This window comes from Candidatus Zixiibacteriota bacterium, assembly GCA_040752815.1.
Classification (GTDB): Bacteria; Zixibacteria; MSB-5A5; order GN15; family FEB-12; genus JAGGTI01.
This window is the reverse complement of the sequence record JBFMGC010000007.1, coordinates 1-22,114: the sequence shown is the minus strand read 5'-3', so window position 1 is coordinate 22,114 and position 22,114 is coordinate 1. Positions and strand designations below refer to the sequence as shown.

Genomic DNA, 22,114 nt, shown 5'->3' with positions numbered 1-22,114 from the left:
ACTATAGGTTATCCCTGGGTCCACGCGACCGTCCGGACACTGCGACTTCGGCATCAGCTCCGTCCGATCGAAGCGCCATTGCGCACGATAAAGCGGGCGTCTACCGCCTTGCACTTCTGTCGCTCGGCCGACACAATAAACGGGTTTATATCGATCTCAGAAAAACAATCGAAATCCCGGACTAGTTGTGAGACGCGAAGCAGGGTTTCCTCGACTGTGTCAAGATCGACTGGCGGCGCGCCCCGAAAACCGGTCAGCAGCGGATATGACTTGAGCGATTTGATCATCCGGCGCACTTTTTGGGGCGTAAGCGGGTTAATTCTGAACGCGACATCCTTCATGACCTCGACATAGATGCCGCCCAGGCCGAACATGATCAGCGGTCCGAACGACAGATCGGTAGTCATGCCGATCACGGTCTCGACCGAACCGGTGACCATTTGTTGCACGACCACGGAAAACTTTTCGCCCCGCTTGATTTCGCCCACGCGAGAACGAAGTTCGGCGAAACCTTTTTTGACTTCGGCATCGGAACGAATGTCCACCATTACGCCGCCGACTTCGGTCTTATGCAGGATTGGCGGAGTGTTGATCTTCAGCACTACCGGGTAGCCGAGTTGTTTGGCTGCCACCACAGCTTCTTTCGGGCTGAAGGCATATTTGTACCCGGCCGCCTGAATGCCGTAGGCTTTGAGAATCTCCATGGCGTCCTCGCCGATGATCGCGGTGTTACCGCCCCCGAGATTTCGATTGAGGATCTCCCGCACCCGCTCACTGTCGACCTTAAACGCCTTCGGTTTGCCGATCGGGCGACCCAGCCACTGACGGTAACCGTCGACCGTCGCCAGCGCCTTGGCGGCTGCTTCAGGGAAGATGTAAGTCGGGATACCGTTGGCGTTGAGGTAGTCGATACCCGAGCGGCGTTCTCCCGCCCCCATGAGGCAAGCCATGAGCGTCTTGTCCGAATCCTTGAGGGCCTCATGTATGGCGTGGGCTACTTCCATCTCGTTGATCGTTACGGGGGCGAGGAAGATGGTCAATATCGTATCGTAACGCTTGTCTTTCTTAACTACGTTGAGAGTTTTGAGATACTCGTTCGGTCCGGCGCCGGCCACCATGTCCATCGGATTGGAGTACGACGCATCCGCCGAGATAAACTTTTTGAGTTCTTTGATCGTGTCCGCCGCCAGGTCGGGCATATCCAGACCGTTGGCGATCAGCGTATCGGTGGCGAGAATTCCGGGCCCGCCGGCATTGGTAACCACAACCACCCGGTTCCCCCTGGGAATCGGCTGGCGCGAGAGCAGCGCGGCAACATCGAACAGCTCTTCGGTCGTGTCGACGCGCATGATACCGGTCTGCTCGAACAGGGCATCCACACCGACATCGAGTCCGGCCAGTGCGCCGGTGTGCGACGACGCCGCCTTGGCGCCCAGCTTGGTGCGGCCGGATTTCACCGCCACGATCGGCTTGATACGCGAGACCTCGGTGGCAATACGCGTGAAGTTGAGCGGGTTACCGAAGTTCTCGAGATAGAGCAGGATGATCTGCGTCTGTTCGTCATCGCGGAAATAGGTCAGGATGTCATTCGAGGAGATATCTGCCTTGTTTCCGATCGATGCGATCTTGGAGAAGCCAATCCCCAGCTCCGCAGCCTGGTTCATCACTGCCTCGCCCATCGCCCCGGACTGAGTGATAAAACCGACATTGCCATGCTTGGGATACGTCTTGCCGAAAGTGACATTCAGGTTGACATTGGGATCAGCGTTGACCACGCCGAAACAATTGGGCCCGATCATGCGCATGCCGTAGTCGCGCACGACCTCGAGCACCTCGAGCTCGCGCGCTTTGCCCTCGGGGCCGACCTCCGAGAAACCGGCCGAGATAACGACCAGCCCTTTGACTCCTTTCTCCCCACACTGGCGGACAACTTCTTTTACGCCCTGTTTGGGAACAATGATGACCCCCAGGTCAACCGCGTCGGGAACATCCAGAATGGTCGAATAGCACTTGACCGAGTGGATGACCTCGTAGTTCGGATTGACCGGAAAGATCTTACCCCGGAACTCCGCCGAAAACGCATTGCGGAGAGTTTCGCGCCCGATCGTGCCGTTCTTGGGGGTCGCCCCGATTATGGCTACCGACCGCGGCTTGAAAATGGCGTCCAGTTCGTGTCTCATGCAGTACCGAGGTCAGGCGGCGCCATCTTGGCGTTCTTGCCGCCGGTCGGCTTACCTTTCTTGTCGGCGCCCTCTTCCAGCCGCTGCCTGATCGTGGCCTGCGCCGCCGCCAGGCGGGCAATCGGCACCCGGAACGGCGAACAGGAGACATAGTTGAGCCCGATGCGGTGACAGAAGTCTATTGACACCGGGTCGCCGCCATGCTCGCCGCAAATACCGACCTTCAAATCAGCCTTCACGGCGCGCCCCTTTTCCTTGCCCAGTTTGACGAGCTGACCGACCCCTTCAGTGTCCAGAGACACAAACGGGTCCTTGGGCAAAATACCTTTTTCAACGTAATGACCGAGGAACCGACCGGCGTCATCGCGCGAAAAGCCCATGGTCATCTGGGTCAGGTCATTGGTGCCGAAACTGAAGAAATCGGCCTCCTGCGCGATCTGATCGGCAGTCAGCGCCGCACGCGGAACTTCGATCATCGTGCCCACCATATAGGTCAGGTCCTTGACGCGCTTGCGGGCCATCACCTCGCGGGCGATCCGGTCGATGGTTTCCCTCTGGTGCTTCAGTTCGTTGACATGCCCCACCAGCGGGACCATGATCTCGGGCAACACCCTTTTCTTCTGCTTCTGAAGTTCACAAGCGGCCTCGAGAATCGCGCGCGCCTGCATCTCGGTTATCTCCGGGAAGACGATACCCAGGCGGCAGCCCCGATGCCCCAGCATCGGATTCAGCTCGGTCAGCTCATCGATTCGATGCAGCGTCTTCTCCAGAGCCGCCAGCTTCTCTTCGTAATCGTCGTCCTTGTCGTCAAGAGCCGCTTTCTTCTGTTCGATTTCTTCGCGTTTGGGAAGGAATTCATGCAGCGGCGGATCCAGCGTGCGGATCGTCACCGGCAGACCTTCCATCGCCTCGAACAATCCCTTGAAATCCTTCTTCTGGAACGGAAGCAGTCGGGAGAGCGCCTCCTGGCGTTCCTCGGTACTGTCAGCAAGGATCATCTGCTGGACGACCGGGATGCGGTCCTCCGCGAAAAACATGTGCTCGGTGCGGCACAGACCAATCCCCTCGGCGCCGAACTTGACCGCCTGACGAGCGTCGCGCGGGATGTCAGCGTTGGCGCGCACGCCCAACGTGCGAATTTCATCGGCCCACTGCATCAGCTCGGCAAATTCGCCCGAGAGCTCCGGTTCGATGGTGTCGACCTTACCAATGATGACCTCTCCGGTAGAACCGTTGAGCGTGATAACCTCACCCTCTTTGATAGTGAGACGGCCGACGTGGAAGACCTTCTTGGCGGCATTGACCCGCAGCGCCTCTGCTCCGCTGACACAACACTTGCCCATGCCCCGAGCCACGACCGCAGCGTGGGAGGTCATCCCGCCCCGCGAGGTGAGAATCCCAACCGCGACATTCATGCCCTCAATATCATCCGGGCTGGTTTCCTGCCGCACAAGAATAGTCGCCTGCTTGGCGCCGAGCCGGACTGCATCCTCGGCCGAGAACACGACATGGCCGGAGCAGGCGCCCGGCGACGCCGCCAGGCCGGTGGCGATCACTTCGTACTTGGCATTGGGGTCGAGACGCGGATGAAGCAGGTGATCGAGCTGGTTCGGCTCGATCCGCATCAGCGCCTCTTCCTTGGTGATCAGCTTCTCCTTGACCATGTCCACGGCCGCTTTGATCGCCGCCTGGGCGGTCCGCTTCCCCGTGCGGGTCTGAAGCATGTACAGGGTGCCGTCTTCGATAGTGAACTCAAAGTCCTGAATATCGCGATAATGCTTTTCGAGGCGGTCGGTGATCTCGCGGAGCTGCTTGTAGACCTTGGGCATCTCGTTTTTGAGCTCGGCGATCGGCTGGGGGGTGCGCACCCCGGCGACTACATCCTCTCCTTGGGCGTTGATCAAAAACTCCCCGTAGAATTCCTTCGCCCCGGTCGCGGGGTTACGCGTGAAACCTACTCCGGTTCCGGAGTCCTTTCCCATGTTGCCGAAAACCATCGCCTGCACGTTGACCGCCGTGCCGAGATTGGCCGGAATGCCGTGCAGCCGGCGATAAGTGATGGCCCGCGGGTTATTCCAGGAGCGAAAGACGGCATCCCGGGCCATGCGCAGTTGCTTGTGGGGATCATCAGGGAACGACTCACCCGATTTGCGCTTCACGATCGCCTTGTACTTTCTGATGATATCCCTCAGGTCGGCCGGCTGGAGCGAGCTATCCTGGCGGATGCGCTTATCTTTCTTTTTCTTCTCGATAACCTCTTCGAACAGGTCTTTGTCGATTCCGAGCACCACGTGGCCGAACATCTGGATGAAGCGGCGGTAGTTGTCCAGGGCGAAGCGCTCGTTGCCGGTCTTGCGCGCCAGGCCCTCGACCGTTTCCTCGTTCAAGCCGAGATTCAGGATTGTATCCATCATGCCTGGCATTGAGAATTTCGCGCCGGAGCGCACCGATACGAGGAGCGGATTGGACGGGTCCCCGAATTTCTTGCCGGTAGACGCCTCGACCTTTGCCAGATACGCCTTCATCTCGGCGTCGACCTCTTTGGGCACGGTCATGCCATGGTCATAAAATAGTCCGCAGACATTGGTAGTAATGGTAAATCCGGGCGGAACCGGGATGCCGGCGTTGGTCATCTCGGCCAAACCGGCTCCCTTGCCGCCGAGCGTATCCCGCATCTGGGCGTTCCCTTCGGCTTTTCCTCCACCGAAGAAGTAGTAGTATTTCTTGCCAGAGGCCGGGGTCCCGCCTTTTTCTTTGGCGGCGTTTTCGGATTTCGTTTTTCGGTTGGTTTTCTCTTTAGTCGCTGTCATTTTAGGTGCTGTCATCTGGCCCTCGGTATTCATCAGTAACTCATGCTATAATCATCATTTAGCCCAGCTATATAAAGGTCGAGACGACCGTCGCGCAATAAAAAAGGGCGGCCGGAGCCAAAGCTCCCAGACGCCGCCCAATGTCTCTGCGATTGCTCCTAACTACATGGTAAACATACGCTCACCGCGAATAATCTTCTCGAGAATTTTAAGTGTCTTCTCGACCGGCGAGTGCATAATGTCGGCCGTGTTGAACGTCGACCGGACTACCTCGCGCGACGCCAACATGTTGGATTTTCCGCGCCCCACCCGGGCCTTCTTCTTGTGGGTGAGGTTGTACTGGCGCTGGTACTCCTTAGCCTTCTCCTTGTGCATCTGGTAGTAACGGCGCTGGTACTCGCGGCGGGCTTCCGCGGTTGACAGTTTGGCTCTCGCCCTGTCATGATCCTCCTTCTTCTCGGCAACTTCCCTGGTGTTTCCGGCTGGGGCTTGGGCATTAGTCCGAGCCATCGAGCCACCTCACTTTCCCTGTGTAAGTTCTACTACCCTATAGCATTTCCTTGGCGCGTGCGCCTTTTTGATCCACCTGGGCCACCTTAGGAAAGATTTGCCTGTATGTCAAGTGAAATCTTCGGCGTCGCCCGATTTTTTTTCGAGTATCCGCCTGTTCAGTAACGGGTTAAGATTGACGTCATTCTTGACAAATTTCAACCCCTTGGCCCGCTGAAAGTTCGGGCGGACAAAAATGTCCTCTACGGTAGATTTTCACCAACTCATTGAAAATCACAGCTGTAAAGTGAGGAGGCAGCCCCTGGTTCCGACTTATTATACGCACGATCCTCGTTTTTCGTCAAGGGAAATTCCGGCGCCTGAAGAAAAACCTCAAATCCCCTGGGGCCGTTGCATAGACGGACGACTGAAGCTATCGGGCAGGGTCGCCCGAAAGAACGCTGTCGGCGCATTGCGTACTGGAAAAAGCGGCGCCAGGCCCTCTTCCGGCCTGACCCGAGGAGCGAGTCGGGCGCGGAGCCGAACCTGGCGCAACAGCCGCAAGCTGCGGTGTGGTTGTCTACATGGCCTGTTTAGTCTCCGATCCCGCGCGGCGCCGCAGGAACGAGATGAGTTCCCACAGGATGTACGCCAGCGCCAGTACCAACAGGGAATAGAACAGCGCCGGGTAGCCCCAATGATAATTGGGGTTGGGGGTCTGCGCGGTGTTGTGCGCCGTGGTGATCCACTGCTGATCGAGAAACTGCATTCGGTTAATGAACAGCGATATTCGCGCCATGACCGTGAAGCCGAACGACGCGCCAAAACCTATCATTAGAATCCAGATTCCGAACTTGGCCATGCCGCCGATCACGCCGGTGTGCGCTTTCGAGAAGAAGAAGTAGATTAGCGCGCAGAGCGCCCCGACAAATACAATCAACTGGGACAACCCCGAGGCGGTATCCAGAAGATTGACACCGTCCGTCCCGAAGAAATGCGACCAGTTGATTTCGCGCATCATCGCCGAAAGCTGTTCATTGACTCTGGCACGCATCTCAGCGGGGATTGCGGTACCGGCGCCGATGCCGATGTACATGGCCAGCGGCCAGCGCGACACCCACTGGTATTTTTTGGAGAAGCGGGTCCACATCAGGATCCCCAGCAGCGCCGGAACCAGATACCACCACTTGGAGGAGTCCACCCAGAGGAAATACCAGTTACCATCATCCAGACGCTCGAACATCAGCTTGGGAATCAGCCCGTTGTGCCAGAGGATCATGGCGAAATAGCCGGCTGAAAGCCCGACGAATAAGTGCTCGGCAAACTTGTAGAAGGGGTTGTCTTTGTAAAGGAACGAGAAAATGCAGAGCGTCAGGAATGCCCCGAATGTGGTCCATAGAAAGGTCGTGAAATCCATGACGCTACCTCCTTCCTTCTATCTTTTCGCGTTTGCGTTTTCGCATAGTGGCGAAAAAGCCGATATTGCCCATGATGACAAAGGCGATTATCACCAGGTGCGCGGATAGTTGCACCCGCATGGCCCCTTTAGCATTGCCGGCATTGTCGGCCAGCTCTTCATATTGCGCCGCTCCGAGCATTCCGCCCATGATTCCGAAAAGCTGTCCGGAACCGTAGTAGGGGTAGTACTGTGCGGTGGATACCCCGGTTACGCCGATCGCCAGCGGAAAACCGTAGCGCCCCTGGCCGTACGAAATCCAGAAGTCCGTAGCGTTGGTGCCTGAAATATTGATGGCGCAGGCAATATCATCATAATTGAAAAGCCCGCGCATCATCGGTAGCGAATCCAGCGGCGTACCATAATAATCGAGCGGGAACGGCAGCCGGAAGTTCTGTCCCATGCCGAGTATCACCATCGCCGGATAGGGCTTGTATCCGAGAAAAACGTAATCTACGCCGTTGACGATTTCGCGAGCCGGGTAGGTTATGCCGTGGTAGGTCCTCGGCACTTTCATGGAGTCAACGAGCTTACGCAGGGCTTCGTCGGCCATCCCCGGACCGTTCTGGGACAGCGCCGTAATCAGCACCTTGAGCTCCTTGCGCCAGCATTGCTCTACAATAGCGAAGGTCATCGGATGCAGCTCGGCCATGGAGCCGGGATCATAATCCAGGGGAAGAAAGACCACCGAACCTATGGGCAGCGTATCAATGAACCTGTAGATATTGCGCACTTCCGGCTCTACCATGATGGGCACCTGGAAATCCGCCACGTAGGCAAATACCGAGACGATTACCAGGAAGAGGAAGACCCAGCGGCGGTCGATCAACATCAGACGATCAAATATGTTCATGATTGATCTCCCTACCCTCTGCCCATATAGTTGCGTTCGATGCCAAGAATCACTTTGAGCGCGGTCGCCACCATTCCCAGTCCGACTCCCATTATGATCGCCCGCTGGGCGGCCATGTTGGGGACATTCATCAGCCAGTTGGACAGCTTGGCCACGTACTCGCCGAAAACAGGCGCCAGGTACGGATTAAAGCGCGACATGACAATCAACGCCGCCAGCAAAAGCAGCGTGGCCATCACGTTGCGCGCCCGGAACGCGCGATAGGCCGCCGAGGCTATAAAGAACGCAAGCAGCGAGAACATGGTAGCGTGCAGCGAGACCAGCACATTATCGAATGTACTTCGAAACAGGTATGCCCGCAGCGGCACGGCGGTCTGGAAATAGAAGCTCCAATCGTTATCAAAGTTGGCGATCAGAATTGCGACCAGCGTGAATAGTCCGGCCAGGCCCAGATAGGTCGGAGCGCGCCCTTTTGAAGACAGAGCCTGCACCACCATCAGGACCGTCAGAATTACCGACACCAGAAACGGGAAGAACCAGCCCCACTCCTGGCCGTTCTGAGCCGTCAAGCCGAACATGATCATGCTGACAAAGCCGACCAGAGTGACATAGGAGTATTTCCAGCCGACCTTGCGGGTTCTGATCTTGTCGACATGCACGTGGAAGAGCGACCATATTCCTACGGCGAGGGCGAAAACGCCGATGATGAGAATCCAGTCGAGCAGGAACTCGTAGGCGCGCTCCGAGGATTCGTGGGGAACGAAGAACTGAAAGAGCAGGAATGCGCCGAACACCAGTACGATAAGTCGCGGCATCTGTTGTTTCATCTTTGTTACCTCCTACCCTGCCACGTGGAAGAGTTGCGCGAATTCCGGATAGCCCAGGGTGGTGCAAATCATGCCAATCAGGGCAATCACCATCACCGCCAGCTTGGCCCAGTCCTGGGCCTTGAGTGAACCGAGCAGAATCGGTTCGCGGCTGAGATACGCCGACGCCGCGTAGAGTTCTTCGCCGATCAGCGTAAAGTCGCATGATACGATGAAGAACGGAATCTGGTTGGTTTCGTCAGTGCCTGCGATCTGAATGGAACCGGCCAGCGTGCCGGTTTCGGCGAGTATCAGAGACTCGGCGAAGAACTTGCCCATATAGACGTTGGTGGCCGGGCGTTCGCGAAGCATGATACCGTTGACCGCCGCAACGTAGGCAAACTGATAATTGGTTACGAAGAAGACCGAGTCTTCTTTGTAGTCATCGGGGCGACCGGCGTCGAGATACGACGACTTGACCACTTCCTGGGCTACTGCCATAACGATCGCGTCGTAGCACGGCACGATAATCGGCGTCTGGTACTCAGCCACCCGCTTGGCCACGCGGCCCAGGACGGAGAACGAAGCTATTGTCGAAACCTCGGTCGCGGTGCCCAGACCGAGGACATACAGAATCGGGCGGCCCATCTCCGTGGCGCGGCCGATGGCGTCGTCCACGGCTTCAATCCCGGACAGAGGCCGGACATAGAGCGCCGCTCCCCGCCTGGCAAAGTGCACGAAGACAACGGTCAAAACAAAGAACACCATGATGAATCCGAACACCGGGATCTTGCCGGTGTGAAACCACTGGCCATGGCTCTGAACCGGACCGGCTGTGACGGCTACCGACCTGATGGTTTCGTCGGCGGTAACCGCCTCCACCCGGTAGTACAGGTCGGTGTGGTCCGGAAAGAAATCCGACTGAGTTGCCTCCTTGGAGCCGGTGTTGTCATAGGAGACACTTCCCGCTATCGCCTTGCCGAGCGACCGCCACTCCCCGCCTTCCGGGTACTGCGCGTGCGCCTGGGGAAGCTGGTCCAGCACCTGCTCGAGCTCTCGCTGGAGGGGCTTGATGCTGCGCTTGAAAGCCGGGCCATGCTCGATCATGTAAGCAATCGTGTCCTCAAGGGCGCGCATGGCGAAATCGACTGTCAACTGGAATGTCGGATCATCGGGGCGAGCTACACTGAAGCGGATCGTCCTCAACCTGGTCTGGTCTTCCTTCAACTCGATAAGGGCGTGCTCCGCACGCGGCAGGTCGGAGCGGAAAGCCCTGATAGCCTCTCGAGCCGTGGATAGCTCCCGACGAAGCGAGTCGGCCTCGTTCATCTGGTGGGGAAACCAGCGGAATATCTCATAGGCTATGACGGAGTTCCGCCCGGCGCCATCATCGGGCGACTTGTCCCAGGTCAACGATATGGCGTGGCCGTGATCGTTCTTAGCGTCCGCAGCGCGGAGGTTCGAAACCGGCCCCGGCGGCGAGATCGACACCGCGGCCGCGGAAGTATCCGGCGTAACCGTATCGCCCTGCGCTGCCGCTGCACCACTGATGCCCAGCATCAGGACGACAGCAAGTTTCAGTTTGTGTCTCACATGGCGACCTTTCACCAATGAACTATTATGAACTTATGATTCCTAACCAGTCACGAAACAGGAACGTCAGCCGCCCGACCAGAAGTGAAATTCGTCCCATTACGGTATAGCCGAAGGATGCGCCGAAGGTGATCATCAGAATCCAGATGCCGAGCCGCGACGCGCCTCCGAACCAGCCGGTATGTTCCTTGGAAAAGAAGAAATACACCAGGCCACAGAAAACGCCAAGAAAAATCACGAGATTGCTGAGCATGGCAATGAACTGTCCGTCCGCCGCCAACGACAGCCGACTGACGAAATCTCCGAAGCCCTGCCACTCGACAAACAGCGGCACGAACGTTGCGGAGATCTGAATAATGAAGTCGGACTGAAGGTAGCGAATTAGATTGAGCCCCGCGAATGTGCCGACGATAAACGCCAGCGGCCAGCGCGAAATCCAGCCCGTTTTCGGAATGAGGCGCATCAGAAGGAGTATGCCCAGGATAATCGGTATCAGGTAGAAGACTCGGTAAGGCAGGAAGAACAGATCGAAATCGAGCCCGCCTCCCGAATACGGCACCTTGAAGAAATCAGACAGGCCCTCCGAAATGCGCGGCACCAGGTTGCCGACAATTGTAGACCAAAACCCGACACACATCCAGTAGGCCGCGGAAATTCCGACAAACAGGTGCTCCGCGAATTTGTAGTAGGGATTGTCGCGGTACATAAACGACATGATCGCCAGCGTCATAAAGGCTGACAGCGTTACCAGGAATGCGTCGCGCACGGCGTGGTCGCCCTCGGTGGCGCCCGCTCGAAGCACCCAGCTCAGTGCAAAAGCGGCGCAGACAATCACGAACACAACCACCGCCAGCCGGCTCATCGCTTCACCTCTTTGCGGCGATTGACGAAGAACAGCACGTTGCCGATGACGATAAACGCCAGGATAACCACGTGGGCGACAGTCTGCGGCCCCATCATGATCATCGCCGGTGTTTCCATATCGGTATGGTCAGGGTGATTATCGCGAAAGTAATTCTCGTACTCGGCCGCGCCTTTGATTCCGCCCAGGAGTCCGCACATCTGGCTCGGAAAGTACGGGTAGAGCATGGGCGCCACGACGGCCGCTACGCCGCCGGCGACAGGCACGCCGGTCGGGTCGCCGACAAAAAGCACCCACTCTTTAACTCCGGGTTTGCCTCCTCCCAGAGAGATAATCAAGTCGAAGTCAGAGCACGATCGTATGCCCTCGAGTATGGGCAGGCTGTCCCAGGGGACGGTGTTGACATCAGTCGGAAACATCTTTTTGAAGTCAGTGCGGATGACATTCAGCACACCCTCATTTCCGGCCTTGTAGCCGAGATCCACGTAATGCTCACCGTATACAGCGTTGGGGAACTGCCTGCGAATGACATCTTCAAGCGTAATGTTGAACTGCGCCTGGCCGGTGGCCCACAGGGTCATGAAAACTGCCTTGTGTCCTCTGGTCAGAACGTGCCGCGAAACCACGTCGGCCATCGGCTGCACTTCCGGTGCCATCGGCGGATCGAAATCAAACGACAACAATATCCTCGACCCCGCAGGCAGATTGTCGATCTTGTCATACAACTCCTGCACGATGTGGGTCGGCTTCATCTCAAACGTGATCGTGAGCAGCAGCGGCGCGGCCACCGAGATAAGGATGAACGCGAAAACCACCCTGCGGTCCACTTCCTTGCCCCGCAGCGCCCGCACGAAAAGCCAGACCAGTCCTCCGCCGATCAGCAATAAGACGATTATGACCCCGATATTACCCACGATCCTCTCCCAGGTAGGTACGCTCAATACCGAGAATCAGCCGCAGTGACATTGACACCACACCAAGGCCGATACCGATCAGGATCGCCCGCTGCCCGGCGAGATTGGGGGAACTCATGATCCAGACGGCCAGGTTAGGGATTTCCAGGAAATCGAACGAGTCGGGAATCCATGAAGTAAGCACCGTCCCGAACGGGGTACTCCCAAGGAGAATTACAAACGCGGCTAGAAGCAGGACGGTCGCCTCGCGATTCTTCGCGCGGAACGCCCTATATGACGCCGAGGCCACATAGAACGCCAGCAGTGCATACATGGTGGAGCCGAGCGGCAGGTTGAGATTGTAGTAAAGCATAGCGAAGAGCGAACCGGGGGCGGTAACCGACGTGGATATATCCCCCGGATTGCCAATCTTAAACAGCCCCGCGGCCAGCATGACGAAGAAGCCCAGCAACGCCACAATCGAATAGATCCAATCAGGCTTCTTCTTGATCAGCTTGTTGGCATGGATGCGCACCAGGTTGCCGCCACCAAGGAAAAACGCAAACACTGCAATTATGTCGAAAAAGAGCGTAAAGTCCTCGCCCAGCGCTTCAAGCGGCGGACTAAAGAACGAGACTATCGCCAGGAAGCCCACGAATATCGTTATGCCAAGCGGGATCTCGCGTCTCATCGTCTAGTCCGATGCGATGGTGAACATAGTATGCAGCCAGTCGGCGACCGATTTGAATGCGCCGCCCTCGGTCAGGCTGTAAAGAGTTACGGCCGCCATGCCAAGCACCACCGCAACCATAGCTATCGCTTTGCCCACGTCTTGTCCTTTGAGCGAACCCAGCGCTCTGGGCTCGCCCGAGAGATAGGCGGAAGCGGCGAACAGCTCTTCTCCAATCAAAGTGAAATCGCAGGCGGCAACAAAGAAAGGCAATTGCGCCGGGCGCGCCGTACCCGCGATTTGAATCGCCCCCACCGAGTTTCCGGTTTCAGCAAGTATCAGTGACTCCGCCATGAACGCGCCAAGCAGAAACACGGTAGCCGGTTTCTCGCGCACCATAATGCCGCTGACCGCCGCCACATAACCGAATTGCTCGTCGGTCACGTAAGACACCATATCCTCGCTGTAGGCGTCGGGTCGACCGGCCGCTTGGTAGCTGGCTTTGATAGTTTCGCGTGCTGCGGTCATCACCAGAGAACGCGAAACCGGCATTCGGATTTTTATGTCATAGGTAGCGACATGTTCGGCCACCCGTCCCAGGATGGTCAGCGCCGCCAGCGTCTGAACGTCGTCCATGTCCTGAATGCCGGGAATATACAAAATCGGCCGACCCATTTCGGTGGCGCGGCCGATGGCCTCATCAACCGCCTCCAGGCCGGCGATCTTCCGCACAAACAGCTTCTTCCCCCGCTTGGCGGTCTCGATGAAAACGATTATGGCGCCGCCGATTATCAGCGTGATCAGCATCAGGTTCCACAGGTTCCAGTCGATCCACTCCCGCTCAGTGCGTATCGGCGCGGTGCGAATTGACTCCGACGACACCCCGTCAGCCAATGCCACAACATAGAACCGGTAGGTACTGTCAATTTGGAGGTCCTGTGCGCGGAAGCTGTTGGCTCCGGGCAGGAGATCCGCCAGCTTCTCCGGAACGCCATCATTCCTGATCTGGAAGACCTGGTAACCGGTTACACCACCGATCGCGGGCTGGTCATCAATCGACGGCACCCAGGTGAGCATGATGTTCTCGCCATCGTCGTAGTTGAAATCCTCTGCGATAAGCGAAGTCACCGGTGCGGGCGGGATCTGCGGATTCGATCTGGTCGTTGTATCCACAGCCCCCTCCTGGGCCGACAATTGTGCAGCCACTCCGAGCAGCAGGAATAGACAGAATGTGGATATCCTGAGTGAGCCGCAGGTCCCCGAATCGGGTGTCGAGCGGCGGGCGATCATTACCTGAGTAACCCCAGCCATTCGCCGAAGATGAACGACGTGCGCCCGATCAGAAGCGACATCCGGTTCATGATGGTCAGCGCGAACATCGCCCCGAACGTAATCATAATCGTCCAGATGCCCACCCGCGCGGTCGCGCCGAAAGCGCCAGTGTGCGCTTTGGAAAAGAAGAAGTAGACGACACCGCAGATCGTCCCGGCGACCAGCACAAAGTTGCTGAAGATGGCGATTGCGGAGGCGTCAAAGTCGGCGCCGAAAAGGGGGAAGATCGTCGCCTCGACCTGAGCGATACAATTGGTCGTCAGGTAGAGCATTAGCCACAGACCGGATGTTGCGCCGATGATAAACGAAAGCGGCCAGCGCGAGATCCATCCGATTTTTGGTATCAGGCGCATGAGCATCATCAGGCCCAGCGCCGCGCCGATCCAGAGCCAGGGCTGATCCCCTTTCTGATCCCAGAATTTGCCCACGAAATTCTGCCAGTACTCGTACACCACCCAGTAGCCGGCTGACACGCCCACGAATATCGCCTCGCTGACTTTGTACCAGGGATTGTCACGGTAGAGAAACGAGTAGATGCCTAGTGTCAGCAATCCCGCCAGCCAGAGTCCGAGGTGATCCATACGCCTACTGTGTCCTCCCGCGGAGTTTCGTTTCGCGCTCACCTCGGAAATAGGCAATGTTGCCGATTATGATGAATGCGATCACAATCAAGTGAGCAAACGTCTGAGCCAGCATGTATGTCGTGGCGACTGCCTTGAGGCCAATCAACTTCTCGAATTCCGCCGCCCCGTTGATACCGGCCAGGAGCCCCTGCAGTTGTCCTGCCCGCAAATAGGGATACACTTGTGGCGCCTGTACTGCCGTGTTGCCCGCGCCCAGTTTCAAACCGAACCGGCTAACTGCCACCTGTACCCATTCCACCGTGCCGGGGAAACCGGCGGAAATATTGAAGGCATAGTTGATGTCAGAGAAGTTCCTGACGTTTCTGACCAGCGGAATCTGTCGATACGGCGTGCCACGCACATCGGTGCCGAACATGGCCTCGAAACTGGTGCCCATACGCTGGATGACAAACTCCCGTCCCGCCTGGTATCCGAGATTGCAGTAGTCCTCGCCGTAGACGAGCTCGGTAGTGTCCAATCCCAATCGCGCCCGAACGGTGTCAAGAGCGATATTGGCCTGAATTGCGCCCGGGGCCCAAAGCGCGACCATAATGACTTTCAGATCGCGCCGGAAGCACTCGGCCAGAAACGCCTCGGCCATCGGCTGGAGCTCCGGCGAGGAGGCCGGATCGTAATCGAATGATACCAGCACTTTAGAACCGGGCGGCAGTTCCCCGAGCGATTCATATACATGGCGGGTGTTTTCCGAGATAACGATATCCTGATCGATCGACATGAATAGAGGAAGCGCAATAGCGATTCCCACGTACAAAAACACCGTTCGCCGGCCGACCGCCTTGTCCTGAAGTGTGCGAACTAAGATCCAGACCAGGGACAGGCCGATTAATCCTATCACGATCTGGGATGTAGTTGGGGAGAACTCAAAACCGCTGTGCCAACCCTGCACGTTCTTCTTCCCCAGGTAAGCCAGCGTGCACAATGCGAGACCGACCACCACAAGCGCGATTTCAATGGTCCGACGCGACATGGCTCAGTCGCCTCCCCCGAGATGCGAACGCTCGATACCGAGAATCACCCGCAGCGAGGTCGAGGTCAGGCCGAGCGCGATGCCGATCATGATAGCACGCTGTCCGGCGGTCTGCGGAAAGTCCATGATCCACTGCTGAAAGTCGGATATGCGGGCGCCCTCGGGCAGAAACTGGGTAATGACATCGCCGATCGGCACTCGCCCCAACATGACGAGAAAAGCCGCCACCAGCAGCATGGTGGCCTCGATATTCCGCGCCCGGAAGGCGCGATACGACGCCGACGCTACATAAAACGCCAGAATCGCATACATCGTAGAAGACAACGAAACGTACAGGTAGCGGTACAACCACTCGAACGCCGTACCGGTGTTCTGGTAGCCGCGCCCGCCGGCGATCCCGGCGATCACCGTTATAAGAAAGCAAACGATTATTACTACTGCGTAGCCCCAGTCTTCCTTGCGACGGGCGACTTTCTGCGAAGAAATCAGAATCAGATTAAGCGAGCCTAGCACAATCGCACAGGCGGCCACGATCGAAAACCAGTCAGAAAACCAGTCATTGAGATTACTGAACGGCTTATGGGGAATGAAATACGAGACGACAAACACGACGCCTACAATTCCGGTAATCAACAGTGGGACAGTTCTGCGCATGGCTATACCACCGTGAAGAGTCGGGAGAAGTCCCAGACACCGAAAGTTTCGAGTATAATGCCGATGACCACGAGGACGAGGATTACCGCCTTAACGTAATCCTGTCCCTTAAGCGAACCGAGCAGTCTGGGCTCTTTCGAGAGATACGCCGAGGCCGCGAACATCTCCTCGCCGAGCAGCGTATAGTCACACGCGGTCACGAAGAACGGCAACTGGGTCGGCTGAGCCGTACCGGCAATCTGAATAGCTCCGGCCGCGTTTCCAATTTCAGCAAGAATGAGAGATTCAGCGAAGAACGAACCGATGTAGAACATGGTCGCGGGCTTTTCACGCACCACGATACCGTCGATTGCCGCCGCATACCCAAATTGATCATCGGTGAGATAATGCACCTGGTCCATCTTGTACGAGTCGGCGCGCCCGACTTTGGTATAGGCCTCCTTGACCACTTCTTTTGCCGTAACCATCACCATGGACTTGGATACCGGCACCTCGAGATAGGTATCATATGTAGCGGTCATCTCGGCAACATAGCCGAGGATGATCATCGACGCGATGGTCATCACGTTGTCCATGTCGTCGATCCCCGGTACATAGATGACTTTCTTGCCCATCTCGGTGGCGCGCCCGATGGCCTCGTCGACCGCATCCAGACCGGCGATCTTGCGGACGTAGAGCTCGCGGCCGGATCTGGCCTTCCGGATCATAAAGAGAATGAGAAAGACGACCAGGACACTACCGACAAAGACGTTCAGCCGCCCCATGTGGAACCATTGCGCCGATGAGACGATCGGACCGTAGATCTCTGATTCGCTCGAAACCTCGACCAGAGCACCGTTGCCCGACGGAACCATCGACAGCGTGATCACTTTGAAGTAATACGGCCGACCGTCGTCGGTTTCCCCACCCTCGAGCTGACTTGTGCCGGGCGCCATATCGCCGACCTCTACAAACGGGCCGCCCGGCTCCGAGGCCTTGAGCACTTTGTAGCCGGTAACGATGCCGCCTTTGATGTCATCGGGCGAAAGCTGCCAGGTGAGGCGGATTTCGCCTCCGTCATCGTTGTCGCGGTCGCCGCCGGACAGGATCACGGCAGGACGCGGCCCGGTCATGAGCGAGGAGCCGACCGCCGAGATCAGAGCGGAGTCAGACGGATTCGGTTCCGGATTTTGGGCGAAAGTTGCGGGCGATATGGCCAGGGCAAAGAGAAAGAGAGCTACCGGCGGGGTCAGGAGCGGTCGGTAACGGTCGGTCAATCCTGGCAAATCCAATCTCTTTCTTCAGCCCACGGTCTGCTAAGTTTTTTGGTGCCGGGCTTACAGAAGCACGACGAACGAACCCCGCGCTTGTCAAACACTGCCTTGCAGCCGCGGCGGCCCGGTTCGTTCGGGAGGGTCTGGGCAAGGCTGCGGAACTTCAAAGGCGGCAATCTATCCGGGCCAATAAGCCAAGTCAAGCGAAAAGGAACGGTGAGCCAGTTGAGTAACTGGGCGCCAGTGCGATTCCGAAACCAAAATCGACCTTTACAACCAGGAGACCGGGTTGTATAGTAGTCGACTTGACTTGACAGGCGCCCTCCAGTGGCCTGGGCAACAATGCTACCCGCATGGGAGATGTCGCACTGGAAACGCCGAAATGCGGAAAGAGTTTTTGAGTAGAAGATGGCCAGATTCGAAAACCCCGATGATATCAAGGTAATCGTCGCCACCGACTGCGGCTCCACCACCACCAAGGCGATTCTGATAGAATATGTGAACGGCGAGTACCGCCTCCTTTCGCGGGGGGAAGCGCCCACGACGGTCGAGGCCCCTTTCGAGGATGTCACTATGGGCGTTCTGAATGCGGTGGCCGAGCTCGAGGAGTTGTCCGGCCGGAAACTGCTGGACGAGAACAACCGGTTTATTTCTCCGGCCCAGGGTGGGGTCGGCACCGACGTCTACATATCGACATCGTCGGCCGGCGGCGGACTTCAAATGATGGTCGCCGGAGTGGTGCGGTCCATGACCGCCGAATCGGCCGAGCGTGCGGCGCTTGGCGCGGGCGCGATTGTCATGGACGTAATCGCCTCCAACGACAAGCGTCTCCCCCACCAGCAGATCGAACGCATCCGGCACTTGCGCCCGGATATGATCCTGCTTTCGGGCGGGATCGACGGTGGCACAACCACCCATGTGGTTGAGATTGCAGAGCTGGTCTCCGCCGCCGATCCGAGACCGCGTCTTGGTACCGGTTATAAGCTGCCTATCATTTATGCAGGCAATAGAGACGCCACCGATGCGGTACAAAAGACGCTCTCAAGCAAGGTGGACCTTCGTACAGTTGCGAATCTGCGTCCGGTACTGGAAACGGAAAACCTCGGCCCCGCTCGCGAGGAAATCCATGAGCTCTTCATGGAGCATGTTATGGCGCAAGCTCCGGGCTACCGCAAATTGATGGAGTGGACTGATGCCCCTATCATGCCCACACCCGGCGCGGTCGGGCTGATTATCAAGACGATAGCCGACCAGTACAATATCGAGGCGGTCGGAGTCGATATTGGCGGCGCCACGACCGACGTCTTTTCGGTTTTCCGCCCCGACGGCAAGACCGGCATTTTCAACCGGACAGTCTCCGCCAACCTGGGCATGTCCTACTCGATTTCAAATGTGTTCGCGGAGGCGACTTTGCCGATGGTCATGCGTTGGGTGCCGTTCGAAATGAACGAGCGCGACCTGCGCAACCGGGTCAAGAACAAGATGATCCGCCCCACGACCATCCCACAATCGATGCAGGAGCTGATTTTCGAGCAGGCGATTGCCAAAGAGGCCCTGCGGCTGGCGTTCATCCAGCACAAGAATTTCGCGACCGTTCTGAAAGGCGTGCAGCAGCAGCGTACGATCGCCGATGCGTTTGAGCAGTCCACATCCGGACAGACTATCGTGAACATGATGACTCTCGACATGCTGATCGGGTCGGGGGGGGTGCTCTCGCACGCGCCGCGCCGCCAGCAGGCCGGACTGATGCTGATTGACGCGTTCCTGCCCGAGGGCGTTACGCGGCTGGCGGTCGATTCGATCTTCATGATGCCGCAGCTGGGCGTGCTCACGGAAGTTCAGCCGCGCGCCGCCACCGAAGTTTTCGAAAAGGACTGCCTTATCCATCTGGGTACTTGTGTGGCGCCGGTGGGTGTCGCCAAGAAACCGGGCCCGATCCTGAAATATCACATCGCCCTGCCCGACGGCGCGGTCAGCGGCACGCTCGATTATCTCGAGATGAAGCTGTTCAGGCTGGGCCTTCAGGAGAACGGCCTTCCGCAAACTGCGCGCGCCGTGCTGGAGCCGGAGCGTGGGTTCGATATTGGCGCCGGTCCGGGCAACAAGGTCGAGCGCGACCTCCACGGCGGCGTGGTGGGGATCATTCTGGACGGCAGAGGGCGACCGTTCGATCTTTCGTCGCTGGCGGATAAGGACCGGGTCGCCTTCCTCAAGAAGTGGATGACCGACCTGGATATATACCCGGCAGAAGCGCTGGAAAAGTCACTTTAGGATTTGAGAAATGTTCACGATGAATCCGGTTCGCATTGTTCTGGTGATAGGCTGCACCATCCTCGCAGTTGTGGGGTCGTATGTTCCGGCAGGTGCGGGGACGTTTGTCAGTTACAACGGGAAATTCCATTTCGTTTATCCGGAGTCCTGGATCCAGGTCGATTACACGACTGCCGAGGTTTACCTGACCCGAGGAGACCCGGAGAAAGAGGTCGATTTCGAGGCGGTCTTTTCGGAAACGAAAACCTACGCTCTCTTTCAGGGTTTGTATCTGATTCTTACTGTTGACACGGTCGGGCAACTCTTGCCGGAACAGATCGATTCTGTTGTAAACACGCTGACCAGGGAGTTCCGGCGACCGATCAAAGAGGTCACGCCGGACGCCTTCCTGGCGGCTCCCTGCCGCGACTCGATCGTGTTTGATCGTGAGGGCGGACGTGTCTCTATTGAGTCGGAGGTGCCGGGCGATCGCTCCGGCCCCCGGACCAATCTCCTGGCGATGAAGTTCTACGAACATGGTATCGCCAATTTCTATTTCTACGCGCCGTCGGCGGAATACGCGGGCGGCCTCCCGATTTTGCGTCATATGGTAATGTCATTGTCGATAGGTGAGACACCACCCGCGGTATCGGCCGAACCAGTCAAAGTAGCTGATATCGGAACCGACGGAAAGAAGGCGCGCAACTACGGGCTGTATTTCGGCGGCCCGCTGTTCATAATCTTTGTGATAGTGATCGTCCGCCTGAGAAAAAAGAAGGCACAGCGAAAATTGTAAATCAGAGAGTCATTCATGGGCCACGCATATACTCCCGGACTCAAAGTCAAAGAAGAACTGCTGGTAAAGAAACAGCGCATCCTGCCGCTGAAGGGCGACGTGCTCGTCAAGGTGGGCGACAAAGTCGGCCCCGACGATGTCGTGGCCCGCACCGAGCTACCCGGCAATGTGGTGCCTATAAATGTCGCCAACAAGCTCGGCATCCCGCCGGAAGATATCGAGATGGTGATGCTTAAGAAAGTGGGCGATCCGATCAAGAGCGGCGAGTTGATCGCGCTCTCGAAAACACTGTTTATCTTCAAGAACCCATGCCATGCCACAATCGACGGCAGCATAGAGTCGATTTCCTCGATCACCGGCCAGGTGCTCCAACGCGGCCTGCCCAGCCCGGTCGAGGTGAAAGCGTACGTGCACGGACAGATCACGCAAGTATATCCGAGAGAGGGTGTCGAGGTCCAGTGCATGGCCAGTTTCGTACAGGGGATTTTCGGAATCGGGGGCGAGAAGAACGGCCCCATCCACGTTGCCGTAACGGACCCCACTGTCGTCCTCGACCAGGATCTGATAAACGATTCAATGACCGGCAAGGTCATAGTCGGCGGCTCACTTGTGACCGCGGCGGCGCTGCGCAAGGCGATTCAACTTAACGTGCGGGGAATTGTGGTTGGCGGGTTCGATGACAAAGATCTCCGCGACTTCCTGGGTTATGATATCGGAGTCGCGATCACTGGTTCGGAAGATACGGCGACGACTTTGGTCGTGACCGAAGGCTTCGGCCAGATCAACATGGCCGCAAAGACGTTTGAACTGCTCAGGCGCCACGAGGGCGAGGTGGCCTGTATTAACGGCGCCACGCAGATTCGCGCCGGAGTAATCCGGCCTGAGGTTGTCATACCGACACCAAAGGCAGCCATCCGCACCGACGCCGTGGATCAGGACGTAGCGGGACTGTCGGTTGGTTCCCCTATCAGAGTTATTCGCCACCCTCATTTTGGACGGCTCGGCATGGTAGTCGATCTGCCTTCGCCGCTGCACAAACTCGAATCGGAATCCAAAGCGAGAATACTCGGGGTTAGGTTTGAAAGCGGCGAGGAGGCGATCATTCCGCGCGCCAATGTGGAGATGATCGAGGGCTGACGCTTATCCTGAACAGCAAGCCTCCGTGCCTGCCGCCGGACGACGCGGCAGGGATGGAACCCTGCCGATCGAAGACCGTGACCTGTGCGTGGTGGACGTCCTCGTTCACCACGTCCCCCACGCTACACGAATCCAGGTAGCCCACCCGCTTGTGGGTGGGATGGAGATGATTCTCCCATGAAGATAACCTCGGGTGCCCCACCGCTTGCGGTGGGAGGGAGATAATTCTCGCATGAAGATGTCCTCGGTGCCCACCCTTTGGGTGGGATCGAGATGCCCCTCGCAGGAACGTCTGTCGGGCAGAGTCGCCCGACAGCACGAAAAGTGCGGTTTGACTGCGGGGAATGAAGAACCCACCCGTTGGGTGGGGTACCGGTGGTACGCAGATGTCGAAACCGCACCGCGCGCATACGGCACGCGGGTATAGGTTTCGACCTACAAGAGCTGCCTTCCGCCGGCAGATGAGGGC

18 protein-coding genes are annotated in these 22,114 nt (G+C 57.6%); 3 read left to right on the top strand and 15 right to left on the bottom strand.

The annotated features are described in order from the left end of the window. Positions 1 to 53 precede the first annotated feature (53 nt). From AB1772_03250 to AB1772_03180, 15 genes are all read right to left on the bottom strand, one after another. Positions 54 to 2,180, bottom strand: a complete 2,127-nt coding sequence (locus AB1772_03250) for an acetate--CoA ligase family protein (GenBank protein MEW5795356.1) — start codon at positions 2,178 to 2,180, stop codon at positions 54 to 56. After that, on the bottom strand, positions 2,177 to 5,005 hold the full coding sequence (ppdK, locus tag AB1772_03245) for a pyruvate, phosphate dikinase (GenBank protein ID MEW5795355.1): 2,829 nt from the start codon (positions 5,003 to 5,005) through the stop codon (positions 2,177 to 2,179). The genes AB1772_03250 and ppdK overlap by 4 nt, the downstream gene beginning before the upstream one ends. A gap of 147 nt (positions 5,006 to 5,152) precedes the next feature. Further along, the gene (locus AB1772_03240) at positions 5,153 to 5,500 is read right to left on the bottom strand and encodes a hypothetical protein (GenBank protein MEW5795354.1); all 348 of its coding nucleotides are present in this window, start codon (positions 5,498 to 5,500) and stop codon (positions 5,153 to 5,155) included. Between the two features lie 559 nt (positions 5,501 to 6,059). Continuing rightward, a complete protein-coding gene (locus AB1772_03235) occupies positions 6,060 to 6,896 on the bottom strand; it encodes a hypothetical protein (protein ID MEW5795353.1) in 837 nt (278 codons plus the stop codon). A 4-nt stretch (positions 6,897 to 6,900) separates the two neighbouring features. Continuing rightward, positions 6,901 to 7,788, bottom strand: a complete 888-nt coding sequence (locus AB1772_03230) for a hypothetical protein (protein ID MEW5795352.1) — start codon at positions 7,786 to 7,788, stop codon at positions 6,901 to 6,903. A gap of 11 nt (positions 7,789 to 7,799) precedes the next feature. After that, positions 7,800 to 8,615 carry a hypothetical protein gene (locus tag AB1772_03225; GenBank protein ID MEW5795351.1) on the bottom strand — a complete coding sequence of 272 codons (816 nt, stop codon included), beginning with the start codon at positions 8,613 to 8,615 and terminating at the stop codon, positions 7,800 to 7,802. Between the two features lie 12 nt (positions 8,616 to 8,627). Next, complete coding sequence (locus AB1772_03220; GenBank protein ID MEW5795350.1) at positions 8,628 to 10,187, bottom strand: DUF6754 domain-containing protein; 1,560 nt, start codon at positions 10,185 to 10,187, stop codon at positions 8,628 to 8,630. A gap of 25 nt (positions 10,188 to 10,212) precedes the next feature. After that, positions 10,213 to 11,049 carry a hypothetical protein gene (locus AB1772_03215; protein ID MEW5795349.1) on the bottom strand — a complete coding sequence of 279 codons (837 nt, stop codon included), beginning with the start codon at positions 11,047 to 11,049 and terminating at the stop codon, positions 10,213 to 10,215. After that, positions 11,046 to 11,990 (bottom strand): hypothetical protein, encoded by a 945-nt coding sequence (locus AB1772_03210; GenBank protein MEW5795348.1) that lies wholly within the window; start codon positions 11,988 to 11,990, stop codon positions 11,046 to 11,048. The genes AB1772_03215 and AB1772_03210 overlap by 4 nt, the downstream gene beginning before the upstream one ends. Beyond that, a complete protein-coding gene (locus AB1772_03205; GenBank protein MEW5795347.1) occupies positions 11,956 to 12,633 on the bottom strand; it encodes a hypothetical protein in 678 nt (225 codons plus the stop codon). Before AB1772_03205 ends, AB1772_03210 begins: the two co-directional genes overlap by 35 nt. Positions 12,634 to 12,636: 3 nt before the next feature. Continuing rightward, complete coding sequence (locus AB1772_03200) at positions 12,637 to 13,902, bottom strand: fibronectin type III domain-containing protein (protein ID MEW5795346.1); 1,266 nt, start codon at positions 13,900 to 13,902, stop codon at positions 12,637 to 12,639. Further along, a complete protein-coding gene (locus tag AB1772_03195) occupies positions 13,902 to 14,525 on the bottom strand; it encodes a hypothetical protein (GenBank protein MEW5795345.1) in 624 nt (207 codons plus the stop codon). The genes AB1772_03200 and AB1772_03195 overlap by 1 nt, the downstream gene beginning before the upstream one ends. A gap of 4 nt (positions 14,526 to 14,529) precedes the next feature. Further along, positions 14,530 to 15,555 carry a hypothetical protein gene (locus AB1772_03190; GenBank protein ID MEW5795344.1) on the bottom strand — a complete coding sequence of 342 codons (1,026 nt, stop codon included), beginning with the start codon at positions 15,553 to 15,555 and terminating at the stop codon, positions 14,530 to 14,532. Between the two features lie 3 nt (positions 15,556 to 15,558). Next, positions 15,559 to 16,209 carry a hypothetical protein gene (locus AB1772_03185; GenBank protein ID MEW5795343.1) on the bottom strand — a complete coding sequence of 217 codons (651 nt, stop codon included), beginning with the start codon at positions 16,207 to 16,209 and terminating at the stop codon, positions 15,559 to 15,561. Between the two features lie 2 nt (positions 16,210 to 16,211). Then, a complete protein-coding gene (locus tag AB1772_03180; GenBank protein ID MEW5795342.1) occupies positions 16,212 to 17,465 on the bottom strand; it encodes a DUF6754 domain-containing protein in 1,254 nt (417 codons plus the stop codon). A 405-nt stretch (positions 17,466 to 17,870) separates the two neighbouring features. Here AB1772_03180 and AB1772_03175 point away from each other — a divergent pair, with 405 nt between their 5' ends. Genes AB1772_03175 through AB1772_03165 form a run of 3 tightly spaced genes read left to right on the top strand, consistent with a single transcriptional unit; the run spans position 17,871 to position 21,645 of the window. Then, positions 17,871 to 19,733, top strand: coding sequence for a glutamate mutase L (locus tag AB1772_03175; GenBank protein MEW5795341.1), 1,863 nt, complete (start codon positions 17,871 to 17,873; stop codon positions 19,731 to 19,733). A gap of 10 nt (positions 19,734 to 19,743) precedes the next feature. Continuing rightward, positions 19,744 to 20,508, top strand: a complete 765-nt coding sequence (locus tag AB1772_03170; GenBank protein ID MEW5795340.1) for a hypothetical protein — start codon at positions 19,744 to 19,746, stop codon at positions 20,506 to 20,508. 15 nt (positions 20,509 to 20,523) lie between these two features. After that, positions 20,524 to 21,645: a hypothetical protein gene (locus AB1772_03165; GenBank protein ID MEW5795339.1), complete on the top strand. Its 1,122-nt coding sequence runs from the start codon at positions 20,524 to 20,526 to the stop codon at positions 21,643 to 21,645. The last annotated feature ends 469 nt before the right edge of the window (positions 21,646 to 22,114 follow it).